Annotated in this window: 18 protein-coding genes; 6 read left to right on the top strand and 12 right to left on the bottom strand. The window is 64.0% G+C overall.

All coding sequences use genetic code 11. The annotated features are described in order from the left end of the window. Positions 1–16 precede the first annotated feature (16 nt). Together BN3560_RS08320 and BN3560_RS08315 are read right to left on the bottom strand one after the other, a co-directional pair. On the bottom strand, positions 17–2,506 hold the full coding sequence (locus tag BN3560_RS08320) for a molybdopterin-containing oxidoreductase family protein (protein ID WP_096227693.1): 2,490 nt from the start codon (positions 2,504–2,506) through the stop codon (positions 17–19). Positions 2,507–2,521: 15 nt separating this feature from the next. Continuing rightward, a complete protein-coding gene (locus BN3560_RS08315) occupies positions 2,522–3,280 on the bottom strand; it encodes a DmsC/YnfH family molybdoenzyme membrane anchor subunit (protein WP_096227692.1) in 759 nt (252 codons plus the stop codon). 286 nt (positions 3,281–3,566) lie between these two features. Here BN3560_RS08315 and nrfD point away from each other — a divergent pair, with 286 nt between their 5' ends. Genes nrfD through BN3560_RS08300 form a run of 3 tightly spaced genes read left to right on the top strand, consistent with a single transcriptional unit; the run spans position 3,567 to position 5,886 of the window. After that, positions 3,567–4,433, top strand: coding sequence for an NrfD/PsrC family molybdoenzyme membrane anchor subunit (gene nrfD / locus BN3560_RS08310; protein ID WP_157780560.1), 867 nt, complete (start codon positions 3,567–3,569; stop codon positions 4,431–4,433). 21 nt (positions 4,434–4,454) lie between these two features. Then, positions 4,455–4,943 (top strand): GntR family transcriptional regulator, encoded by a 489-nt coding sequence (locus BN3560_RS08305; RefSeq protein ID WP_087190054.1) that lies wholly within the window; start codon positions 4,455–4,457, stop codon positions 4,941–4,943. Beyond that, entirely contained in the window at positions 4,927–5,886 is a 960-nt protein-coding gene (locus tag BN3560_RS08300) for a slipin family protein (RefSeq protein WP_231897370.1), read from the top strand. Before BN3560_RS08305 ends, BN3560_RS08300 begins: the two co-directional genes overlap by 17 nt. Positions 5,887–5,993: 107 nt before the next feature. Here BN3560_RS08300 and BN3560_RS08295 read toward each other — a convergent pair whose 3' ends face one another. Together BN3560_RS08295 and BN3560_RS08290 are read right to left on the bottom strand one after the other, a co-directional pair. Continuing rightward, the gene (locus tag BN3560_RS08295; RefSeq protein WP_096227689.1) at positions 5,994–7,070 is read right to left on the bottom strand and encodes a hypothetical protein; all 1,077 of its coding nucleotides are present in this window, start codon (positions 7,068–7,070) and stop codon (positions 5,994–5,996) included. Then, the gene (locus tag BN3560_RS08290) at positions 7,067–7,684 is read right to left on the bottom strand and encodes an iron-sulfur cluster assembly scaffold protein (RefSeq protein ID WP_096227688.1); all 618 of its coding nucleotides are present in this window, start codon (positions 7,682–7,684) and stop codon (positions 7,067–7,069) included. Before BN3560_RS08290 ends, BN3560_RS08295 begins: the two co-directional genes overlap by 4 nt. A 294-nt stretch (positions 7,685–7,978) precedes the next feature. Here BN3560_RS08290 and BN3560_RS08285 point away from each other — a divergent pair, with 294 nt between their 5' ends. From BN3560_RS08285 to BN3560_RS08275, 3 genes are read left to right on the top strand one after another with little or no spacing between them, the layout of a single operon-like run. After that, positions 7,979–9,607 (top strand): helix-turn-helix transcriptional regulator, encoded by a 1,629-nt coding sequence (locus BN3560_RS08285; protein WP_227115125.1) that lies wholly within the window; start codon positions 7,979–7,981, stop codon positions 9,605–9,607. Positions 9,608–9,625: 18 nt separating this feature from the next. Beyond that, complete coding sequence (locus BN3560_RS08280) at positions 9,626–10,663, top strand: threonine aldolase family protein (protein WP_096227686.1); 1,038 nt, start codon at positions 9,626–9,628, stop codon at positions 10,661–10,663. An 18-nt stretch (positions 10,664–10,681) separates the two neighbouring features. Then, positions 10,682–11,923, top strand: coding sequence for a 4Fe-4S binding protein (locus BN3560_RS08275; protein WP_227115126.1), 1,242 nt, complete (start codon positions 10,682–10,684; stop codon positions 11,921–11,923). An 89-nt stretch (positions 11,924–12,012) separates the two neighbouring features. On the opposite strand, the gene BN3560_RS08270 is transcribed toward BN3560_RS08275, so the two are convergent. The 8 genes from BN3560_RS08270 to BN3560_RS08230 all read right to left on the bottom strand — a co-directional run bounded on the left by BN3560_RS08270 (position 12,013) and on the right by BN3560_RS08230 (position 21,395). After that, a complete protein-coding gene (locus tag BN3560_RS08270) occupies positions 12,013–13,017 on the bottom strand; it encodes an SMP-30/gluconolactonase/LRE family protein (RefSeq protein WP_096227685.1) in 1,005 nt (334 codons plus the stop codon). Between the two features lie 72 nt (positions 13,018–13,089). After that, on the bottom strand, positions 13,090–13,821 hold the full coding sequence (locus BN3560_RS08265; RefSeq protein ID WP_331712902.1) for an MFS transporter: 732 nt from the start codon (positions 13,819–13,821) through the stop codon (positions 13,090–13,092). Next, on the bottom strand, positions 13,709–14,311 hold the full coding sequence (locus BN3560_RS08260) for an MFS transporter (protein ID WP_096227683.1): 603 nt from the start codon (positions 14,309–14,311) through the stop codon (positions 13,709–13,711). The genes BN3560_RS08265 and BN3560_RS08260 overlap by 113 nt, the downstream gene beginning before the upstream one ends. Before the next feature lie 348 nt (positions 14,312–14,659). Further along, positions 14,660–14,989 carry a 4Fe-4S binding protein gene (locus BN3560_RS08250; protein ID WP_096227682.1) on the bottom strand — a complete coding sequence of 110 codons (330 nt, stop codon included), beginning with the start codon at positions 14,987–14,989 and terminating at the stop codon, positions 14,660–14,662. Next, positions 14,986–17,304, bottom strand: a complete 2,319-nt coding sequence (locus BN3560_RS08245) for a molybdopterin-dependent oxidoreductase (protein WP_096227681.1) — start codon at positions 17,302–17,304, stop codon at positions 14,986–14,988. The genes BN3560_RS08250 and BN3560_RS08245 overlap by 4 nt, the downstream gene beginning before the upstream one ends. Positions 17,305–17,358: 54 nt before the next feature. Then, the gene (locus tag BN3560_RS08240; protein ID WP_096227680.1) at positions 17,359–17,694 is read right to left on the bottom strand and encodes a 4Fe-4S binding protein; all 336 of its coding nucleotides are present in this window, start codon (positions 17,692–17,694) and stop codon (positions 17,359–17,361) included. Then, the gene (locus BN3560_RS08235; protein ID WP_096227679.1) at positions 17,687–20,053 is read right to left on the bottom strand and encodes a molybdopterin-dependent oxidoreductase; all 2,367 of its coding nucleotides are present in this window, start codon (positions 20,051–20,053) and stop codon (positions 17,687–17,689) included. Before BN3560_RS08235 ends, BN3560_RS08240 begins: the two co-directional genes overlap by 8 nt. A 94-nt stretch (positions 20,054–20,147) precedes the next feature. Then, complete coding sequence (locus BN3560_RS08230; RefSeq protein ID WP_157780559.1) at positions 20,148–21,395, bottom strand: MFS transporter; 1,248 nt, start codon at positions 21,393–21,395, stop codon at positions 20,148–20,150. Positions 21,396–21,643 lie beyond the last annotated feature (248 nt).

Here is a 21,643-nt window from a genome sequence, read left to right as displayed (position 1 = left end):
CATAGTATCAGTCCTCCTACAGCTTCTCGACGGCAACGGCCTGGTCGAAGTAGCACTGATTGCGCGTCACCTGGTTGTAGTCGTTAAACGAGATGGTTGCGAAATCTCCATCGATGTGCTCGCGCGTAAGGAAACTACGCGGGCAGTTGATGGTCTTGGGCGCTTGGCCGGCGTTAATGGTGGCCAACAGCGTTACCGAGCCCCTATCATTGTAGAGGCGCACGGTATCGCCCTCGGCAATCCCCAGCTCCTTGGCGTCATGAGGGTTGAAGCGCGCAACTGGCTGCCTCTCGTATTCCTTCATATAGCCCACATCCCACCACTGCGTGTGGTTGCGCGTGCGCATATGCTCGCCAAGCACAGAGTACGGATACTTCTCGCGAATGGGCGCTTCCAGGTTTGCCTCACGCGCCGGCTCCCAGTACAGAAGCAGGTGCTCCTTGCTCTCGTCGACTTCTTGGCCCAGGTTATACTCGGGAACGACCTTTTCCGTCCAAAGCTTGGCACGGCCGTTCTGGTAGAAGAATTTACCACCTAGAAGCGGATTGTCTTTAAGTTGGTGATTGCGGGCAATCTTCGTCTCGCGAAGCGATTCGTATGTGACACCCTCCTTCTTTGCCACAGGACTGTCGAGCCACAGAGAAATATAGTCTTTTTCGGTGAAGTCGAAGAAATCACCGAAGCCCATGGCAGTTCCGATCATCTTGTAAATGTCGAAGTCGGGCTTGCTTTCGTACAGGGGCTCAATCGCCTTGTCGTTGTACAAAAGGTACGGCATGTTGTACGAACGAACGCGCACATCTTCGCACTCGAACCAATGGCAAGCTGGCAGCAGGATATCGGCATACAGGGCCGTGTCGCTCATGGTCATTTCCTGGACAACCAAAAACTCTATCTCCTGCAGCGATTTGATGGTCTCGTTCTGCTCGGTCTGGTTCGACACGATGTTGGTGCACGAGCAGTACAGGCTCTTCAGTGGGAACGGTTTGCCCAGTAATTCCTGGTCATGGACAATGCCGTACAGCGCAGTCCAGTTGATATTGCGACCGGGACCCGCAGGCTTTTCGCCTTTGGAGCTAGGCTGGTTTATGCAGCCCTTTGAGTTGCTGATGCCGAAGCTGCCACCGCCGGAAATGACGCCTGCAGAAGGCTTGCCTATGTTGCCCGTGATAAGCATAAGGGCAAAGATGGCATCATAAGTGTAGATGGCATTGAAGTAATGGTTCAAGCCCTGGTTCATGCCGGTGAGCACGGGGCCCTCCTGGCCATACATGCGCGCAAGGCGCTTGATGTCTTCAACGGGCACGCCACAGGTCTCAGAGGCGCGCTCGGGTGTCCAAGCGGAAATAGCTTCGAGAATCATGCTCCACACCGGACGGATTCTAAAACCTTCTACCTCTCCGGGGATACCCTCGAGCGCAGGCATTTCGGCTTCCGAATAGGGCTTGACGGACTGTGTCGCCTCGTCCCACACCACTTCAGGGTCAATGACGGTAGGTTTGCCCGTCATAGCGTTCACCGGGCCCTCCTTAGCCGGAACACCCAAATCGCTCATGCGCAAGAACGTGTTGTCTTCTTTCACCAGGAAAGGAGCCTCGGTATGGGCTCGCAAAAATTCGGAGTCCTGCCAGCCCTGGGCAATAACTTCGCTCAAGATGCCGAACACAAGCGCACCGTCGGTTGCAGGATGGACAGGGACGTACCAATCGGACTTCGCTACATTGGTGTTGTACTGAATATCGATGGTGGTAAGCTGCGCGCCCGCCTCCTTCGCATCAAGGTAGAGGTGCATCATGCGCTTGCAGGAAACGGCGGGGTTGCAGCCCCAGATGACGATATGATTGGCGCCACTCCATTCTTTGGGGGACACGAACGCACCGCCAGGACCGAACATCTTCGACATGGCCGACTGGAACGCGATGTCGCGATCGGGAAGCACGCTGCAAGCGCCCATGACGGTCTGCAGGTGCTGCATGACCGACCCGTCTGCTGTGCCGCCGCCCAGCACGGCCGTGTTGCCACTGCCCATGAAGAAGGCGATGGATTCCGGACCGAACTCCTCGCGATAACCCTTCCATTTGTCAGCGATCTCCCTGATGGCCTCATCCCAGGAAATGCGCTCGAATTCACCAGCACCACGCTCGCCCACACGGCGCATAGGGTATTGCAGGCGCCCGGCGCTGTAAACGCGAGCAGGGTGGCTTAAACCCTTCGGGCAGATATGTTCGTAGAACGGCTCTTCCTCGATGCGACCAGCCGTAGTGCGCACAATCTGACCGTCACGCACGTGCACGTTCAGATAACAGCCCTGAATGCACTGAGAGCGGCACGCACCTGAGAAGATCTCCTCAACGCCGGCTTTCGACGAGTCGGCCGCATGCGGGGCGAGTCCCTTGGCAGTAGCCGAGCAACCGGACAAAGCGCCGGCAGCAGTGAGGGCCGCGGCGCCCGCGATGAACGAGCGGCGGGTGAAGCCGCGGGATTTGCTGGAAGTAATGTCGGTCATTTTCTCCCCCTTACCTTACAGAGCGTATGCGGCGTAGAAGCCGTAACGGGCCAAGGCGACGCCGACGAAAGCGCAGGCGAACGCGGATAGCACGGCGGTCTTCGGCGACAACTTGCCCGACTTCGCCATGAACTGCAGCACGGCGGCTGCGGCCACGGCCACGGCGCCGATAACCAGCAGTACCATGTCCGCGCCGACACCCGCGAAATGCACGGCTTCCAACGCGATGGCGACGACGGCGAGCACGCCCAAGACGGCGGACGCCGTCAGGTACGTGCCGTCCTCGGCCAGCTTCGCCTCGAACAGCACCAGGAGCGCCGCGCCCATGGCCAGGTTGCCCAAAATGAACAGCGGGAACGTCTGCCACGATGCCCATGCCGGGATGCCGACCGACATGAAGTAGGCGTTGGCCATCACGAACGTGAGGCCGAGCGCCGCGACGGCGCCCACGATGCGCAGCGCACGCGGCGCAGAGCCCTTTACCTTGGAAACCACCAAATCTATGATCAGGATGACACCCAGGCCCATCGACCAGTATGCCTCCTGAGCAATCATGGCGCCGGGCTGCGTGAGCGCGATGAGCATGCGTTCGGGACGACCTAGATGCAGCGGCAGGCCCACCAAGCCAACGGCCAAAAGGATACCGCATACCAGCGGGAACAGCCACGCTTTCTTGGCATCCTCGCCCACCGGGAACACGGCTCTCACCGCATAGGCACCGGCGGCCAGGCCGGCCAAAGTCGTGAACAGGAGCAATGGGAATTCAGAAATCATTGCAACACCTCGCTATCAGCTTCGGTGCCGAAGATGGGCAGGTGCTCGCGCGACGCGCCATCCTTCTTCGGACAGACCCCTAACAGGATGTGGGCGACCCACCCTTTGTTACGGTTCGCCCACTGAATGGAAACACGCCATCCCCTCCGCGGCCGACGGACGATGCCGTATTCATTCACTGGTGACATAGTATTGCGATTCACTGTTTCAGTCAATAAGTATTTCCCTAGAGAATCATTTCGTGGGATAATGCCGGAAGACTCGATCGGAATGAATGCGGGGTGCTTTGTACGGATCTTTGGTCATAGTGTATTTGTTCTTGGGCGGCGCAGCTGCAGGCGCGCTTTTCGTCATGTCTGCGTGGAGTTTCGCTTTTCGCCGCTCCGAGAACCCTGCCCGCCTGCTCACAGCATTCGAGTCGTTGCGCAGCCGAACATACACCGTGGGTTTTCTGTTGCTCGCTTTCGCAATGATTTGCCTGCTCGGAGACTTAGGGAACCCCGGGCGCGCTTTGATGGTGTTCTTTCTTCCCCATCCCACTGTCATCACCTTCGGTGCCTATACGCTCGCCATCGAAGCCCTTTTGGCGGCGCTTCTGCTGGCGGCATCGCTGCCGAACAGCCCCCTTACCCTTCGCGGGCGTTGGCTGGATATCGTCGAAGCCCTTTGCTGCATCGGGGCCCTGGCGACGATGGCCTATACGGGAATATTCCTTTTCCAGGGCAGCATCCCCTTTTGGAATCATTGGTCAATCATCGTCCTGTTTGTGTTTTCCTCTCTTTCATCGGGAGTATCCGTCGTGCTGTTAATCGACTGGTTCACGCAAGGTCAGTCCCTTTTGTTGCGCGCGACCAAGCCGCTCCAGATATGCCATGTGGCCTGCCTTGCTGTAGAGGTAGTATTCTTGACCTTATTCGTCAACGCGGCTTTTCGGAACCCCTTGGCAGACGCTTCCCTCAGCCTTTTGATGGAACCCGAGATGCTGGCCATTGCGGGCGTAGGCGTGATTGGCATGGGAATCGCGCTGCCCATTACGCTCGAAACCTACTCGATTACTCGAAAGGAATGCCGTGCCATACCTGTCTCGGACTTCATTTGCTTGCTTGGCGGATTATGCTTGCGTTATTGCCTCATTACATGCGGAGTCCATTGACTGAGGCGTCGCGCCTGATACATGGACTCCACCTATTCTATCCAGCTCGATCTAAAAGGTGACAGATTGCAAAGTAACGACGACAACCCGTTGTTTCGCGTGGACGAGACATCCGACCTGCCCATCTGGGCTCAGTTGCGAAACCGCTTCGCCTATCTGATTCGCACGGGATTCTTCAAACCTGGCGAACAGCTCCCAAGCGTGCGCAGCATAGCCGCCGAAGCCAAGATCAACTACAACACCGTGACAAAAGCGTACCGCGATCTCGAGCTTTCAGGGCTGGCTGTATCCGCACGAGGACGCGGCATGTTCGTTCAAAGGAACATCTCGTCGGAAGAATCCGAAGAAGACGCCATCGACGCGCTGCTTGAAAACTGCATCAGGCAATACCGGTCGAAAGGCATGACGTACCGCGAAGCACGCGAGCGCATGCTTTCGATTATCGACGAACTGGAACGCAAGGCCCGAAAAGCGGAAGAGGAGAAGAGCGAATATGGGATTGTTCAATAACAGAGCGAAAGCCGGCGCCTCGGGCAGCGCGAATGCTCGATCCGGCGAAATCGAATTTCTCAATTCACCGAGCACCAGGCACGTTGACGACAATGCCTCGAATGTTTTCTCGGCCTTCGTCTTTGTCGCCGTATTCGCGGTCGTCGCTTCTATCGGATATATGTCAACAGGGGAAATGAGCATCTGGGTGCTATGCTCGAGTCTCGTTTTTGCAACCATCGCCATCTTCACGGTACATATTGCCTCGCAGTGGGAACGCGACGTCATCCTGCGATTCGGCGCATACAACCGCATGGCAGGCCCCGGTCTATACCTCACCATCCCGTTCATCGAGCACGTTGCCCTGAAGGCAGACTTGCGCACCATGCTGACGGGCTTCAGTGCAGAAGAGATCCTGACCTCCGACCTCGTGCCTGTTAACGTAGATGCCGCCATATTCTGGATGATCTGGGATGCCGAAAAGGCATGCATGGAGGTGGAGAACTATTACGACGCCGTATCCATGGCGGCGCAAACCGCCCTGCGTGATGCAATCGGACGAAACAGCCTCTCCGACGTAACGGTTCATCGCGACAAACTGGACCAGGAATTGCGCGAAAAAATCGAAGAGAAGACAAACTCGTGGGGCGTATCCATCATGTCGGTGGAAATCCGCGACATCGTCATCCCCAAGGACCTCCAAGACACCATGGCCGCAGCAGCAAAAGCGGAGCGCGAGAAGGACGCGCGCATCGTGCTGGCGGAAGTAGAGAAAGACGTGGCCGCCATGCTGCACGATGCCACCGACATCTACAAGGAAGACGAGCTTGCTTTCAAGCTGCGCCAGATGCATCTCGTGAACCAAAGCCTGCGGGAATCGGGTGGCTCCCTCGTAGTGCCGAGCGCCTACGCCGAGGGCTTCGTTGAAAAGGCTCCCGGCAAAGCCGCTCCTGAGAACAAATAAACCGAATCTCGTGGCAGGGAGGCATGCGAGACATCGCCCCGCCTCTCTGCCACCCAACCCTTCTGCGCGAGACACAGGGACGGGGATGATGCCTCATCCCCGTCACCCTACAAATGCATCTTGCGCTCCACCGCGTCCCATTCGGCCAGCGAGGCGGCGTATGCCGGGCTCAGGTGCTCCGTCGAGAAGTAGTAGACGTCCCCGTTCGAGGCTGTCGTCTGCTGGATGTCGGGATAGGCGCCCGACTCGCGCACGATATCCCATGTCTGGGCGACCGCATCCTCTGCCAGGTTGAACGGCGGGTTGCCTAGGCTGGATGCGGCGAGCGGGCGCGGATATATGCGAGAGTCCTCGCGCACGCAGTCCACGAACGTCACCACGTTGTCGTCCTCAGCCGCCAGGAACGCCCAGTGCGCGTAGGCATCGGTCATGACGGTGCGGTCGTACAGGTAGTAGCTGTGCGCGCCCACCAACGCCACGATACCCGAGCAGTCGATGGCACGCTCCACGGGCTCGGCCTCCTCGTCAGGCACGAGCACGAATTCGCCCTCCATCTCCACCAAGCGGTAGCCAGGGGGAAGCTCCACGCCTGCAAAAGGGTCGCCGCCATCATCGCCCTCGGGCGGCGCCGCGGCCGGCGACGCCTTCACCGTCTCACGGGCAGCAGCCGTCTCCGAGGCCGACGGCGCGCCCTCTAAGGCTTCGCCCGAAGCATCGGCAGCTGCCGGATCGAACGACACCTCGTTGCAAGCCGTAGCCTCGGCATCTGCCACCCCAGCGCTTGCCTCCTCGGCATCCTCCGGCTCGGCATTCGCGAACACGCCGTCCGCCGCCGCCTCGGCAGGCGCAGAGCCCCCGAACGCCCGCGGCACGCCCACCGCCCGCGTGGCCGTGCGGTACACGGGCGCGGCATCCGCCTCGTCCTCGGCCTGGGCCGCGCGCTCGTCCTCCAGATACTCGTACACGAGCATCTCGAACTCCTCGGCATCCAGATGCTCGGGCACCAGGCCGATCTCCGGCCAGCGCGTGGGTTCCACCAGCGCGCTCTGCGCCGACTGCGCGCGCACGTCGTCGAACACGTCCGCCAGCGCGTTGTGCTCGGCCAGCTCACGCGCGGCGGCATCCTCGGACGCAGCCTCGCCGAAACCGTCCGCGCACGCCGGCCCCATCGCCTCTTCGCTCATGCGCGCACCTCTTCCGCCCCGTCGTCCTCGCCGCCGAACAGCAGCTCCACCCGCGCGTCGCGCAGCGAGCAGTGCTCGCACATGGCACAGGGGATGGACAGCTCGTCGCACGGCACCGCACGGTCCAACTCCTCGATGGACGCACCGCGACGGATGAGGAAGTCGCCCACGAGGGCGCGCACGCCTTCCGTGGCGAAGTACGTCGTGTGCAGCTTGTCCGACGGCACGCCGTCAAGGGCAGCCTTCACGTCTTCGGGCCTTATGGCCAGCGCTTCCGCGAACGTCTTGTCCTCTACCATCGAGCAGATCGTGCTCGCGCACGCCGTCATGGCCAGGCAGCCGCGCGACTTGAAGCCCATGCGCACGAACGTCTCCGCCTCCGGATCGATGACGGCGAACAGACGCAGGGCCACCTCGCCGCGCTTCGACTTGCCCACCATGCTCTGCGCGTTGAAGCCCTCGGGGGCGCCGCTGTTCTTGAAGTTCGCCACCACGGCCAAAAGCGTGTCCGAGTAGCCGCCCGTACCCGCCTCGACCTCCGTCTGGTACACGTCGGCCGTGCGGATGACGGCGCGCTCGTCTGGCTCGACGTACACGTTCCTCGACTCTCCCATCGCCTGCTCCTTCTCGTCGTCAGACCGTCCGCCGAACGACGAAGCGCGAGCGGACGGCAGCGGAAAGCTTCACCGAATGGTTCAATAATGCACGTTGCCCCCGCGCCGGCCTACCCTCTTTAGGGATAAAATTCGGTTTCGCGGCGGAAAGTCCTGCTATCCTGATTTCCACGCCGCGCGAGAACGAGAGCGCGGGAATAGTTGACCCAGTTTGTTTACAAAAAGCCGACGACGATTACGCACGGCGGCCGAAGCGTTACCATGTTGCCATTATACGAACGGGGAGGATCGGTTTTGGCATATCAAGCGCCCCATGAGGCAGCGGCCCGCACAGCCGAGCGGGCATCCGGCCGCCTGGAGCCGACCGCAGACGGTCATGCTGGCACCATCGCAAAGCAAACAGAAGACGAGCACAGCGCCCGGCAGACACCGGGCGACTTCTTGCGCACCTGCGCACAGCTCTGGCCGCTCGTGGTGGGCCTTGCGTTCGGACGGGCAGGGCTTATCGTTGCCAGCTATGGCAGCTACACCAGCACGGACGAGGGCATCTTCACCGACGGCGCCATGCTCGTGACCTTGAGCGTACTGGCCGTGTTCTTCGTCGTCATATCGGTTGGCAAGGTCTCCCTCGGCAAGCGCGTCACGAACGCCGCCATGCGCATCTGCATCGCGTTGGAGGCCTTCACGCTCGTGGCCTTGGCAACGCCCGAGCTGGCCGATATCAACAACCCAGCCGTAAGGTTCGCCTTGAGCGCACTCTGCACGCTCGTGTCGTCGGCCACCATCTACTACTGGCTGCGCCGAGCCCGCGGCACCGGCACCATCGTCGCGGCCCTGTTCGTGTTCTCGGCTCTCATCTTGAGCGAAGTCGAAATCTACCTGTGCACGCTGCTGCCCGTCGCCGTGGGGAACCTGGTTGCCACCGTGCTCGTGCTGGTGCAGTACCCGTGCATGCTTTGGGCCAGAAAACGCACGCAGCCGCACGACATCGCGGCAGGAGCATCGCAGTCCAACGACTATTTCGGCTTCACGAAGACCATGATCCAGAGCAAGCAGTTCCTCGCGGCCACGGCCATCGGCATAGGCGTCCTCTCTGTCGTGATCGGCTTGCTGCGCGGCTATCCCAGCGGCGAGGCCATCGCGTTCACACCGGTGACACGCGCAGCGTATGGCCTGCTCACCGTCGGTATTAGCGGTGCTATCATAGCGCTGGTCCTGCACGGCCGCCAGCGGGTGCTCACCGTGGGCATCTTCATCGTCATGGAGCTTCTGGCCTGCCTCGCGCTCGTTGCCTATGCCGCCTTCCCCGACATGTTGGACATAGGCGCCGTGTTCACCACCACGCTCAACGCGCTCATGGTGGCTTTCACCTGGTACGTCGTCATCGCGTTCATGAGCTACGGTTGGCGCGACCCGTACTACTACGCCATCGCCGGCTGGCTCGTGTGGCTGGGATGCCGCGCTATCGCGCGCGTGGCGCTGTTGGGGTCGTTCGACCTTGTGCCGAACGAGACGCTCATGAATGCGCTCATGGGATCATGCATCGTCGTATCGGCCCAGGTCATTTTCGTGCAGTTCCTGAACATCGCACGCCGCGACGTTCAGGAACAGGAGCAGCAGAACGCCCGGCAGGAGAGTGTCCTCGTGAAGATCATGGGACTGGACGAGCACGAGAGCCTGGCCGACGTGCGCCAGGCGTCCATGAAGCACAACGCCGAGGAGATGGGGCGGCAGTTCCTGCTGTCCGACCGCGAGATGGAGGTGCTCGCGCTCTACGCGCTCGGCTACACCCAGAAGCGCGTGGCCGAGGAGCTCTACATCACGCCGGGCACCGCCCATGCGCATATCAAGCGCATCTATGCGAAGACCGGCTTGCACTCGCGCCAGGAAATCCTAGACTATATGCAACAGTACACATCGTAGAACGGGGAGGGGCAACCGGTGCTTCATTTCGATTCGGACTATATGGAGGGTGCGCATCCGGCCATCATCGAGCGGCTGGCTGCAACAAACCTCGACCAGACGAGCGGCTACGGCACCGACGAGGTGTGCGAGCGCGCCCGCGGCCGCATCCGCGAGGCGTGCGCGTGCCCCGAGGCTGCCGTGTACTTCCTCGTGGGCGGCACGCAGGCGAACGCCGCGGTGGCCGACCAGATCCTGCGACCGTGGGAGGGCATCATCTCCGCCACAACCGGGCATATCACCGCCCATGAGGCGGGCGCGGTGGAGGCGTGTGGACGCAAGACGCTGCCGCTGCCGCAGCACGACGGGAAGCTGGACGCCGCCGAGGTGCGGGCGCTCTGCGAGGCGTACTGGGCCGACGAGAACCGCGAGCACATCGTGGCGCCCGGGGCCGTGTATATCTCGCATCCCACCGAGTACGGCACCGTCTACTCGCTGGCCGAGCTCGAGGCGCTTTCGCAGGTGTGCCGCGACTTCGGCATGCGGCTGTTCATGGACGGCGCGCGCCTGGGCTACGGCCTTGCCGCCGTGGGTGCCGACGTCACGCTGCCCGACATCGCGCGTTTGTGCGACGCGTTCTATATCGGCGGCACGAAGGTGGGCGCACTGTGCGGCGAGGCCGTGGTGTTCACCAAGCCGGAGCTCGACGACCACTTCTTCACGCTCATGAAGAAGCGCGGGGCGCTGCTGGCGAAGGGGCGTTTCCTGGGGCTGCAGTTCGACGTGCTGTTCGAGGAGGAGAACAGCGGGCTGCGCTACGTGAACGCCGGCCGCCACGCCGTGGCGCTCGCGCAGCGCCTGGCCGAGGGGTTCCGCGCGAAGGGCTACGACCTGCACCTCGACTCGCCCACCAACCAGCAGTTCGTCGCGCTGGACGACGCCTCCAAGGCGCGCCTGGCCGAGCACGCCTCGTTCGGCTTCTGGGAGCTCACGCCCGACGGCCGCACCGTCGTGCGCTTCGCGACCAGCTGGGCCACACGGCCCGAGGCCGTCGACGAGCTGCTGGCCCTGTTGTAAGGGAAGAAGGGGGCTGCCGTGCCCGATCTGATCGCCATAGCCGAGCGCCTGGCCGAGCGGCCGCCGATGGCAGCGCTCGACGGCGGGCGCTGCCTGCGCGTGCGCGACCGCGAGTCCTCGTGCGCCGCCTGCGCCGAGGCGTGCCCCGTCGGAGCCATCGTCGTGCGTGCGGCGGCCGTGGAGGGGGCCGCGTTCTACGGCTCGGTGGACGCGGTGAGGGACGCCGGCCCGCGCATCGACGACGAGGCATGCGTGCGCTGCGGCGCCTGCGTGGTCGCCTGCCCCACGAACGCGCTGCTAGCGCTGCCGCCGCTCGACGATGGAGGGCTGATCGCGCAGGTGGACGCCGCTGGCACTGCAGCGCGCGAGCGGGCGGCCGCGGAAACGGCGGCCGCGGGCGCATCGAACAGCGTCGGGGAAGAAGCCGCAACGCCCATCGAGCCGCCAACCGCCGGCTTCGCCTGCGAGCGGCTGGCGCAGGCCCTGCGCCTCGACGGCAGCCGCGTCGTCGTGCTGCCATGCCTCGCGTGGGTCGACGTGGCGCTGCTCGTCCACCTGGCCTGCAACGGCGCCGAGCGCATCGCCGTTCCGCTTGATGCCTGCCCGTCATGCGAACTGACCGATGCCGCGGAGCTCGTGCGCGCCGCCGTCGACGGCTCCCGACGCATCTGCGCCGTGGCGGGAATCGACGCCACCTTCGAGACGGCCGACGGCGCCAGCCTGCGCGACCTCGAAGCTGCGCCCGAGGCCGATGCCACCGGCGAGCTTTCCCGCCGCGGCCTGTTCGCCCAGGTAGGAGCCTCGCTGCTCGATACTGCGCGGGCAGAGACCGCCCGCCAGCTGCAATCGCTCGCGGACGCCCCTGTGGGCGACGATGCCCCGATCAAACCCGACACCCGCCGCTGGCAGCTGCTCGACGACCTGCACGCCGCAGGACTCGCTGGCGATGACGCGGTCGTCCCCCGCGTGCTCGCCCCGCGCATGAGCATCGACGTGGAGCGATGCTCGGGATGCGCCCAGTGCGCCCTGTTCTGCCCCACCGAGGCCCTGCGAAGAATCGGCCGGGCGCCCGGCGGCCGCACCCTGCTCGAATTCGACCCCGCCCGCTGCCGCGACTGCGGCGTCTGCGAGGCCACCTGCCGCTACGGCGCCCTCACCTGCGAGGAGACCCTCACCGCCGCCGAGCTCTTCGCCCTCGATCCCCAGGAGATCCTCATACCCAAACGCCGCGTCCTCCCCGAGCGCCGATCAAACGCCTGAGCTCCGCACAGCATGCCAGCAGGCAGTTTGCGAATACGAACGGAGGGGGACGCATGCCGAACCCCCTCCCCGTCAAATTTTATGTCCCTTTACTTCTCCCCTGTTTCAGCCGTCACGGCTATACGGTAGATGTTGCTGCTTCCGAACTCGCAGATATAGAGGTACCCGTCGTGAATGCAGAGGTTGTCGACGAAGATATCGGCGTCCTCCGGGGCGGGTATGCGCTCTATCTGGAAGCCGTCCTTGTCGAACACCAGCACTTCCTTCGCCTCGAGGTGGGCCACGTAGAGGTTGCCGTCAGCATCGACGGTGATGCCGTCGGGGCCATGGCCGCCGTCCATGCGTGCGAACACATAGGGCGTGGCACGGCCCAACGTGTACGCCGCCGACGGGATGCACACGAGCGAGTTCGTGTTGAACTCGGCAACGTAGATGAACTGCCCATCGGGCGAGAGCGTGATTCCGTTCGGGTAGGCAATGCCATCCTGGATGAGCTGCAGCGCAGGCTCGTCCTCGTTGTACTTCACGTAGTAGACGCAACCGATCCTCTTGAAATAGTCCGACTGCCCGGGGTCGGTGAAGTAGGCGCCGCCCTGGCCGTCGAGCACGAGGTCGTTCAAGCCGTTGAACGGGGTGCCGTTGAAGTTGGGAACCCAAACGGAATACTCTCCCGTCTCGGTGTCGTACCGGCAGAGCCCCTGGGAACGGTCGGTGATAAGCATGGTGGTGCCGTCGATGAACTTGGCACCGTTCGGCATCGATTTCCCCTCGTTGTCGTGAACGGTCACGGCCTCGCCGTCCACCACTTTATGGATGCGGCCCTTGACCACGTCGATGAACCACAATGTCCCATCTTGCGAGAAGTTGAGGCCTTCGATCAGGCCGCCATCCTCCACATGCGCCACCAGCTCCCAGCTGGCACCCTCCGCCAAAACCGACGGCTGGGCCTCCGCTTGCGGCTGCTCCTTCGGGTCGGCATCGTTCGCCGTCGCCGGCTCCGACGAGCAACCGGCGATCATCCCCATGGCCGCCACGCCGCCCATCAGGCCGAGCCCCTTCACGAAGCTCCTCCGGTTTACCATTGTCTCGTCCATAGCTTCCTCCTCGTCTTTGTTTTCCCCTTGCACGCGCCAAGCTTTCCGTTATCCTTCTCGCCGCACCTCCCCTCAATCGAACCTGCACGCGACGACCAGGGCCGCCCCCGCCAAACCCGCCGCACACAGCACCGCACCGCAGAGCGCCCACTGCGTCAGGTCGGGCCCGAGCAGAAGCGAAGGAACGAACGACCCGAGGAACTGGCCAAGCGACTGCACGAGCAGCAGCACGCCCATCCCGACGCCAAGAAGCTCCGGCTTGCCGAGCATGCGCGGGTACGCGGCCACGACCACGGTCGGTGCGCCCATCGCGAACAATCCCATGGCCACAGCCGCCGCCCACATGACCGGACCCGTCGTCGTCAAGAGCAGCAACGCGCATGGCGCCATGGTGAGCATCCCCGTAAGGTAGAGCGGCTTGTTTCGCCCGAAACGATCGGAGAGCCGGCCGAACGCCAACGACGACACGATGGCCAGCAGCATGGGAAGCGTGCTGGCGAACCCCGATTCCACCGCCCCCGCGCCCCGCTGTTGCATCGCCGTCGGCGCGAACGACAGCACGCTCAGCAAAAGCATCTGGAACAGCGCAAACGGCACTAGGAAGCACCACGTGTCGCGCGCGAGGAACACACGCAGCCTCCCTTCGGCCAATACCAGTCTGCGCGGGGTCGTCCCAGAAGGAACGCGCTCGTTAACAAGACCGCCCGCCGCATCGTCCTGCGGCACCTTCACCGCCACCTGCAAAACCACCCCCGAGAGCGCCGCCAGGCCCGCATAGGCGAGGCAAAGCCCGCGAAAACCCACCGCCTCGTACAGCACGCAGCCTCGAGATGCCCGCCAGCGTCGCCCCGAGCATGCCCCCGAGCATCCAGATGCCCGTGGCCGATCCGATGCAGCGAGGATCGACGCAGCGCTGCATGACCAACGGCCCGCTCGCGATGATGGCGACCAAGCCCAGGCCCTCGAGGGCGCGCAGGGCGAGCAGCATGGGCGCCGCGTTGGCGAACGCCGAGGCCAAGGCGGCAAGGCTGGCCAGGAACGCCGCACCCACCATGAGCCTTTTCGCCCCGACCCGTCCGGCAAGGCCTCCGACGGGCAGGGCGGCGACAATCCCGACGAGCGTGAACACCGACATGAGCCACGAAGCGCTGCCGGCATCCATAGAGAACTCGTCCATGATGCGTTCCATGATGGTGGGTATCTGGTACTGGATAACCGTCACGGACAGCGCGACCAGCATGAGCGGCAACGCCACCCGCGCATAGTGCCGGCGCGCGCCGTCTTCGCGCCTCATGGACGCCCGCCTCGCGCTAGCTGGCCGAACTGGGAGGCTGCGGGGCCCCCGGCTTCGCGGGTGCCCCGGGCATTCCCGGCGCCTCCGGCGGCTTCGGCGCTCCCGGAGCACCGGGCGCGCCGGGAGTGCCCGGCATGGGGGGCATTGCGGCCTGGGGCAGGTCGGCGCCGCACGCGGAACACGTCGTTGCGTCCCCGGCACAGGTTGCGCCGCATGCAGGGCAGGTCTTGTCGGGGGCGACCGTGGCTGGTCTGAAGCACATAGGATTCTCCTTGTCTGTCGAAACGTTTGCGTTGTCCTCGGCCGGCACCATGCATCGCTGGGTGCCGGCTGCCTCTATCCGGGAGCCTAGGAGAAGACCACGCACCGCGTCTTCTCGGCGGCTTTCGCCGCCAGCTCCTCGGCCGGCCCGAGCGCCATGCAGTGGGCCGGGCAGTGGTGGACGCAGGCGGCGTCCTTGCCCTCGGCCAGGCGGGAGGCGCACAGGTCGCACAGCGACGTGGGCATGGGCAGGAAGTTGTACTCCCACCTGCCGTTCTCCAGCTCGCGGGGGCCGTCCTGGAGCACGCGGATGCCGTGCTGGCCCGCGGGCAGGCCCAAATGCTTCTTGCAGGCCACCTCGCAGGCGTGGCAGCCCGTGCAGAACTCGTAGTCGATCATCAATGCGTTAGCGCTCATTTCGAGTACCCGTCCTTCCTCGTCACGCATGCCGTGGGCAGCTCGGCGCTGTTCTCCTCCGTGCAGGCGTACACACGGCACAGCTGGTTCTTGTACGGGGCACCGTAACCGGTCGGCCCGTTCTCGCACTGCGGCAACAGGTTGTTGATGTTGGAGTCGAACACCCCGAACAGGACGGGTTCCGCGGCCTCCTGCTCCGGGAACCACCAGCCGTGCTCGGCGCGCACCACGCGGTCGTCGAGCGAGGGGTTCACGTGCAGCTTCTGGCGGCAGCGGCCGCGATGGTTCTCCAGCCAGCACCAATCCCCCTCGGACAGCCCTGCGGCCTCGGCAGCCTTCGGGCTCATCTCGAACAGCGGATCGGGGTGGAACTCGCGGCTCGTCTCCAGCTGGCGATGCTCGGAATGGAAGAACTCCACCGAGCGCGCGCCCGTCGTCAGCACGAAGGGGTACTGCTCGTACAGCTCCGGCGAGGCGTACGGCGAGCAGGATGGCTCCTCCCACTGCGGCAGCGGGTCGTAGCCCCACAGCGCGAAGATGCTGTTGTAGAGCTCGATGCGGCCGGACGGCGTGTTGAAACCGGGCTGCCCGTCGGGGCGCAGCAGGCCCTTCTCGTGCTTGCGGTACTCGAACGCGGGATAGACGTACACGTCCTTGCACAGCTGCTCGAAGTCGCCGTCGTAACCTGGCGTGTCGTTGACGAGGATGTCGTTCGTCCAGCCGATGTCGTCGGTCCAGGGGAAGTTCTCGGGATGCAGGCGGCGTCCGAGGTCCGTGACGATGGTGTCGTCGGAACGCACGTCGGCGAACTGCGTCACCTTCTTCATGCCGCGCAGCGGCACCCACCACACGCGTTGCGTGTTGCGCTCGCAGCTCATGGACGCCGGCAGGAACACGTCGGCAAACGCCACGGCCGTGGGGGTGAGGAACGGGTCGGACACCACGACGAAGTCGAGGGTGCGCACCGCCCGGTAGACGCGCGGCGCGTCGGACGCCATGTTGGCAATAGGGTTCGTGGAGGAAAGCCAGAGCATGCGGATGGGATACGGCTCGCCGGTCTCGATGGCCTGCAGGATGGAGTCCGAATGGGCCGTGGAGCTGAACCCGGCCTTGGACATGAGCGGGTACTCCGCGCCGATGCGCTTGGCCTGCACCTCGGCGGGAAGGGTCTGGTAGCCGTAGTTGTACGAAACGTTCTGCTCGAACGCGTTGCGGATGATGATGTTGCCGCCCGGCACGTCCGTGTTGCCGGTGACGGCCCACAGCGCGTTGATGGCCTGCGCCGTGGGGATACCGACAACCGCCTGGTCGATGGGCAGGCCCCAGTGGACGGTGGCGGGCTTGGCCTTCGCGTAGGCGCGCGCCGCCCCGATTATGGTGTCCTTCGGAACCCAGCACACCGCCTCCGCCCGCTCCGGCGTCCATTCCTTGACGCGCTCGGCAAGCTCGTCGAACCCGTAGCACCACTTCTCGACGAACTCGCGGTCGTAGAGATCCTCGGAGATGATGACGTTGAGCATGGCCAGGGCGAGCGCGCCGTCGGTGCCGGGGCGCAGGCGCAGCCAGTAGTCGGAACGGGCCGCCAACCAGGTGAGCGACGGGTCGACGGTGATCAACCGGCTGCCGCGCTGCATGCAGTCGACGACCCAGCCGCCGTAGAAGTTGTCGGAGTTCGAGGCGATGGGGTTGCATCCCCAGACCACGATCATCTCGGGCGGAACCCACTCGGTGTTCTCGGTGTCGTAGCGGCTCTCGAACTGCTGCGACATGTCGGCGATGAGGAAGTCGCCGTTCATGGAGGCCATGGCCGCCGAGCGCGGCTGGAAGCACGACTCGCCCGAGAGAAATCCCAGGCAGAAGTTCGGCGAGCCGAACGCCGCGTAGCACAGGTACGGGATCTGCCAGCAGTTGTTGCGGCCGGTGCCGATCATGCACGCGATGGACTCGGCGCCGTAGTCCTTCCAGATGGCGCGCACCTTCTCCTCGATGATGTCGTAGGCCTCGTCCCAGGTGACGGGCTCCCACTTGTTCTCGCCGCGCTCGCCCGCCCGCTTGAGCGGACCGGTCGGCCGGTCGGGATGGTTCACGGCTTCGGGCATCTCCAGGCAGCGCATGCACAGCGTGCCCTGGTTGAAGGGGCAGTCGGGGTCGCCCTCCACCTTCTCCAGCTTGCCGTCCTTCGTGTAGTACAGCACGCCGCAGCCGTCGTGGCAGCCGGGCCCCGACCACACCGTCGTGCGCGTCACCGTGTAGTCGCCGTCTCGCCACTCCACCTCGCCCTTATGGGCCTCGTAGTAGCTATTGGCCTGATCCATTGCTTCTCCTTCCATAACCGCGCCGGGCGGCAGGGCACCCGGCGCGAACCGTCGTTACTGAGCGGGAACGAACAGCGCGCGGTCGACCTTCCCGTCGAACCGTGCCGCCAGCTCCTCGGCCGGCCCGAGCGCCATGCAGTGGGCCGGGCAGTGGTGGACGCAGGCGGCGTCCTTGCCCTCGGCCAGGCGGGAGGCGCACAGGTCGCACAGCGACGTGGGCATGGGCAGGAAGTTGTACTCCCACCTGCCGTTCTCCAGCTCGCGGGGGCCGTCCTGGAGCACGCGGATGCCGTGCTGGCCCGCGGGCAGGCCCAAATGCTTCTTGCAGGCCACCTCGCAGGCGTGGCAGCCCGTGCAGAACTCGTAGTCGATCATCAATGCGTTAGCCATAGATAGCACCCACCTTCACGTCGCCGTTGGACTCGTCGATTACCTTGGAATAGCCCCCGCGCCTGGTGACCTGCTCGCCCGGCAGGACGCGGCTGTTCTCCTCTGTGCACGGGTACACGCGGCACAGCTGGTTCGCGTATGGGGCGCCGAAGCCGGTGTCGCCGTTCTCGCACTGCGGGGTGAGGTTGTTGATGTTGGAGTCGAACACGCCGTACAGGTTCGGCTCCGCCCCCTCGGTCTCGGGGAACCACCAGCCGTGCTCGGCGCGTACCACGCGGTCGTCGAGCGAGGGGTTCACGTGCAGCTTCTGGCGGCAGCGACCGCGCTGGTTCTCGATCCAGGCCCAATCGCCCTCGGAGATGCCCGCGGCCTCGGCGGCGGCAGGGCTCATCTCGAACAGCGGGTCGGGGTGCAACTCGCGCGACGTCGTCCCCTCCTGGCGATGCTCGGAATGGAAGAACTCGAAGGACCGCGCGCCGGTGGTCAGGACGAGCGGGTACTTCTCGGCGAGCTCGGGGCTGCTCACCGGAGAGCAGCTGGGCTCCTTGAAGTCGGGCAGCGGATCGTAGCCCCACAGCATGAGGTTCGTGTTGTACAGCTCGATGCGGCCGGACGGCGTGTTGAACCCGGGCTGCCCATCGGGGCGCAGCAGGCCCTTCTCGTGCTTGAGGTAGGTGAACGCCGGGTAGGACCACACGACCTTCTGCGCCTCCTCGAAGCTCTTGTAGGGCAGCTCGTCGTTCGTCTCGTGCTCGAAGATGTGGTTGATCCATCCCACGTTGTCGTCCCAGGGGAAGTTCTCGGGGTGCAGGCGCTTGCCCACCATGGTGACCAGGTCGTCGTCCGAGACGCACTCCTCGTACTGGGTGACCTTGGTGAGCGTGCGGTTCGGAACCCACCAGCAGCGCTGCGAGTTGCGTTCGGGAGACATGGCGGCCGGCAGCACCAGATCGGCGAAGGCGATGGCGGTTGGCGTCATGAACAGGTCGTTCACCACCACGAAATCGACGCTCTTCAAGGCGCGGAACAGGCGCGGCGCGTCGGCGCCCATGTTGGCGATGGGGTTCGTGGACGTCATCCACACCATGCGGATAGGATACGGCTCGCCAGTCTCGATGGCCTTCAGCACGGAGTCCGCATGGGCGGAGGAGCTGTAGCCCGCACGGCTCATCAGCGGGAACTCGGCCCCCAGGCGCTTCGCCTGCACCTCGGGCGGCAGCAGGTGGTACCCGTAGCCGTACGAGAGGTTCTGGTCGAAGGCGTTGCGGATGATGATGTTGCCGCCGGGATTGTCCACGTTGCCCGTGATGGCCCACAGCGAGTTGACGGCGCACGCGGTGGCGGTGGCGTTGGTGGTCTGGTCGAGCTTGAGCCCCCACTGGATGGCGGCGGGGTCGGCCTGGGCGTACAGGCGGGCGGCGCCCACGATGTCCTCGGCCTCGACCCAGCAAACCTCCGCAGCCCGCTCGGGCGTCCAGTCGCGCACGCGCTCGGCAAGCTCGTCGAAGCCGTAGCACCACTTGGCCACGAAATCGTGGTCGTAGAGGTCCTCGGAGATGATGACGTTGAGCATGGCCATGGCCAAAGCCGCGTCGGTGCCCGGGCGCACGCGCAGCCAGTACGCCGAGCGGGAGGCCAGCCAGGTGAGCGACGGGTCGATGGTGATCATCTTGGAGCCGCGCTGCATGCAGTCCACGATCCAGCCGCCGAAGAAGTTGTCGGAGTTCGAGACGACCGCGTTGCAGCCCCAGTTCACGATGACTTCGGGGCAGCGCCAGCCCGTGCTCTCGTCGTAGCGCTTCTCGAACTGCTGCGAGCAGTCGGCGATCATGAAGTCGCCGTTCTGCGACGCCATCGACGCGGAGCGCGGGCAGAAGCAGGAGTCGCCGGCCAGATAGCCCATGGAGAAGTTCGGCGATCCGAACGCCGCGTAGCACAGGTACGGTATCTGGTCGCAGTTGTTGCGCCCGGTGCCGATATGGCAGACGATGGACTCGGGGCCGTAGTCCTTCCAGATGGCGCGTACCTTTTCCTCGATGAGGTCGAGCGCCTCCTCCCAGGACACGCGCTCCCATCTGTTCTCGCCCCGCTCGCCGGCACGCTTCATGGGGTGGCCGAGGCGCGTGGGGTTGTTCACGAACTCGGGCATCTCCAGGCAGCGCATGCACAGCGCGCCCTGGTTGAACGGGTTATCGGGGTCGCCCTCCACCTTCTCCAGCTTGCCGTCCTTCGTGTAGTACAGCACGCCGCAGCCGTCGTGGCAACCGGGCCCCGACCAGGCGGTCGTGCGCGTGACGGTGTACTCGCCGTCCTGCCACTGCCATTCGCCTCGGTGGCTTTCGTAGTAATCGTTCGACATGGATGTCTCCTCTCTTTGTTGCTTCGATGTGCGAACCGAACAGGGGAAGCGGGCAATCCTCCTGGAATGCCGTGCGCTTGGCGCGCCGTCTCGCTTAGGCGTCGTGATGCAGCTCGACCTTGCCGTAGCCGTCATCGTATTTGGACATATCGGTGAAGCCCGCCAGCACGAACTGGAGCACGCCCAGCACCACGATGACGATGCTGCAGGGAAGCAGCAGGTCGGTGACCGCCTGCGCGCCCAGCAATCCCATGACCAGCGTTGCCACCGGGGTCGCAAGGAAGCAGCCGGCCTGATGGAACGCCGTGTTGAACCCCATGGCGCGCGTGGCTGCGCCAATGGGCACCAGGTTCGTGATCATGTTGCCCGTGGCGGGGATCACGATGGCGAAGCCCCAATGCCCCACGAGGAACGTCGCGATGTACACCACGAGGTTGAAGCTGCCCGGCTGCGCGTTGAGGGTGCAGACGACGTACAGCACGCCCAGGAACAGCCCCGCTACCGGCAGCGTCCACTTCTTGAGCTTCTTGTACACCGGCCCCAGCGTGAAGCCCGTGACGGCGCCCACAAGCGTCATGGCCGAGAGCACCCAACCGGAGATGGCCGAGTCGGGCAGCACGAACGAGCAGTACAGGATCGTGGGCATGGCGAACGCAACGATAAGCGTGAGCATGAGCATGTACAAAAAGGCGATGGGCGGTATCTTCGTCTTCACCTCGCCGCCCGTCTCGGCAGCGAGCTCGGCCGCCTGCTCGGAATCACGCTCGGGCTCTTTCAGCATGAAGATGACGATGACGAGCGGGATGATGCCGATCAGGTAGACCAGGAAGCACGCCTGCCAGCTCACAAGCGCAAGGTACCCGCCGGCAAGCTCCATGATCAGGCTTCCCAGATTGAAGAACGCCATGCCGGCGCCGAGGATGCTCGCGCGCTTGTTCTCGTTGTCGAACGTCTTGAACGTGAGCGCCTGGGCGAGCGGGTACGACCACCCTACCGCGAAGCCGAACACGAAGCGCGAGGCCAGCAGCATGCCGAACGACTCGCCACTCCCCATGAAGAACGGCCAGCAACCTGAAACGATGTACAGGACGATGGCGGCTATGATGGAGGTACGGTACTTGATGAACCGGCCCGTGACCGCGCCCGAGATGATGCCCGACGGAATCATGCCGAGCGCCACCATGCTGATCACGTAGCCGATGTTCGGCCCCGCCTCCGGGAACGCCGCCCCCATGGTGGCCAGGCCGGCGTTGACGCCTCCTTGGGAGGCGCCGAGCGCGAAGATCGCCATGATGGGAATGATCGCCTTGTTGAACCCCTCTTTAACCTGTGCGGAACTCATAGAATTCCCCTTCCTCTCGGCTGTTCTGCCGAATTCGGCCCGCTTCCCCGTTCGGTCCGGCATCGGATGGGGCGCATTATAGGAAGGGCATGCCGCATGGAAATAATGATAAAAAGCTCCGCGATGGATTCTTTTTATGCCTGCCGCCCATGCCGCCCGGGAATTCGAACCATGCCGGGCGAATGTGGTATGTTGGTTCGAGCGAGAGGTGGAAAAGGGAATCTCATAGATCGAAAACACATCGTTGA

The organism is Gordonibacter urolithinfaciens, from assembly GCF_900199375.1.
In the GTDB taxonomy this organism is placed as follows: domain Bacteria; phylum Actinomycetota; class Coriobacteriia; order Coriobacteriales; family Eggerthellaceae; genus Gordonibacter; species Gordonibacter urolithinfaciens.
This window is presented reverse-complemented; position numbering and strand designations above follow the sequence as displayed.

What these genes read in the sequence shown, in the direction of transcription:
- BN3560_RS08260 (WP_096227683.1), bottom strand. Translation starts at nt 14,311, where the DNA reads ATGAGGCGCGAAGACGGCGCGCGCCGGCACTATGCGCGGGTGGCGTTG.
- BN3560_RS08270 (WP_096227685.1), bottom strand. Translation starts at nt 13,017, where the DNA reads ATGGACGAGACAATGGTAAACCGGAGGAGCTTCGTGAAGGGGCTCGGC.
- BN3560_RS08230 (WP_157780559.1), bottom strand. Translation starts at nt 21,395, where the DNA reads ATGAGTTCCGCACAGGTTAAAGAGGGGTTCAACAAGGCGATCATTCCC.
- BN3560_RS08305 (WP_087190054.1), top strand. Translation starts at nt 4,455, where the DNA reads ATGGACTCCACCTATTCTATCCAGCTCGATCTAAAAGGTGACAGATTG.
- BN3560_RS08300 (WP_231897370.1), top strand. Translation starts at nt 4,927, where the DNA reads ATGGGATTGTTCAATAACAGAGCGAAAGCCGGCGCCTCGGGCAGCGCG.
- BN3560_RS08245 (WP_096227681.1), bottom strand. Translation starts at nt 17,304, where the DNA reads ATGGATCAGGCCAATAGCTACTACGAGGCCCATAAGGGCGAGGTGGAG.
- BN3560_RS08250 (WP_096227682.1), bottom strand. Translation starts at nt 14,989, where the DNA reads ATGAGCGCTAACGCATTGATGATCGACTACGAGTTCTGCACGGGCTGC.
- BN3560_RS08240 (WP_096227680.1), bottom strand. Translation starts at nt 17,694, where the DNA reads ATGGCTAACGCATTGATGATCGACTACGAGTTCTGCACGGGCTGCCAC.
- BN3560_RS08290 (WP_096227688.1), bottom strand. Translation starts at nt 7,684, where the DNA reads ATGGGAGAGTCGAGGAACGTGTACGTCGAGCCAGACGAGCGCGCCGTC.
- BN3560_RS08235 (WP_096227679.1), bottom strand. Translation starts at nt 20,053, where the DNA reads ATGTCGAACGATTACTACGAAAGCCACCGAGGCGAATGGCAGTGGCAG.
- BN3560_RS08295 (WP_096227689.1), bottom strand. Translation starts at nt 7,070, where the DNA reads ATGAGCGAAGAGGCGATGGGGCCGGCGTGCGCGGACGGTTTCGGCGAG.
- BN3560_RS08320 (WP_096227693.1), bottom strand. Translation starts at nt 2,506, where the DNA reads ATGACCGACATTACTTCCAGCAAATCCCGCGGCTTCACCCGCCGCTCG.
- BN3560_RS08315 (WP_096227692.1), bottom strand. Translation starts at nt 3,280, where the DNA reads ATGATTTCTGAATTCCCATTGCTCCTGTTCACGACTTTGGCCGGCCTG.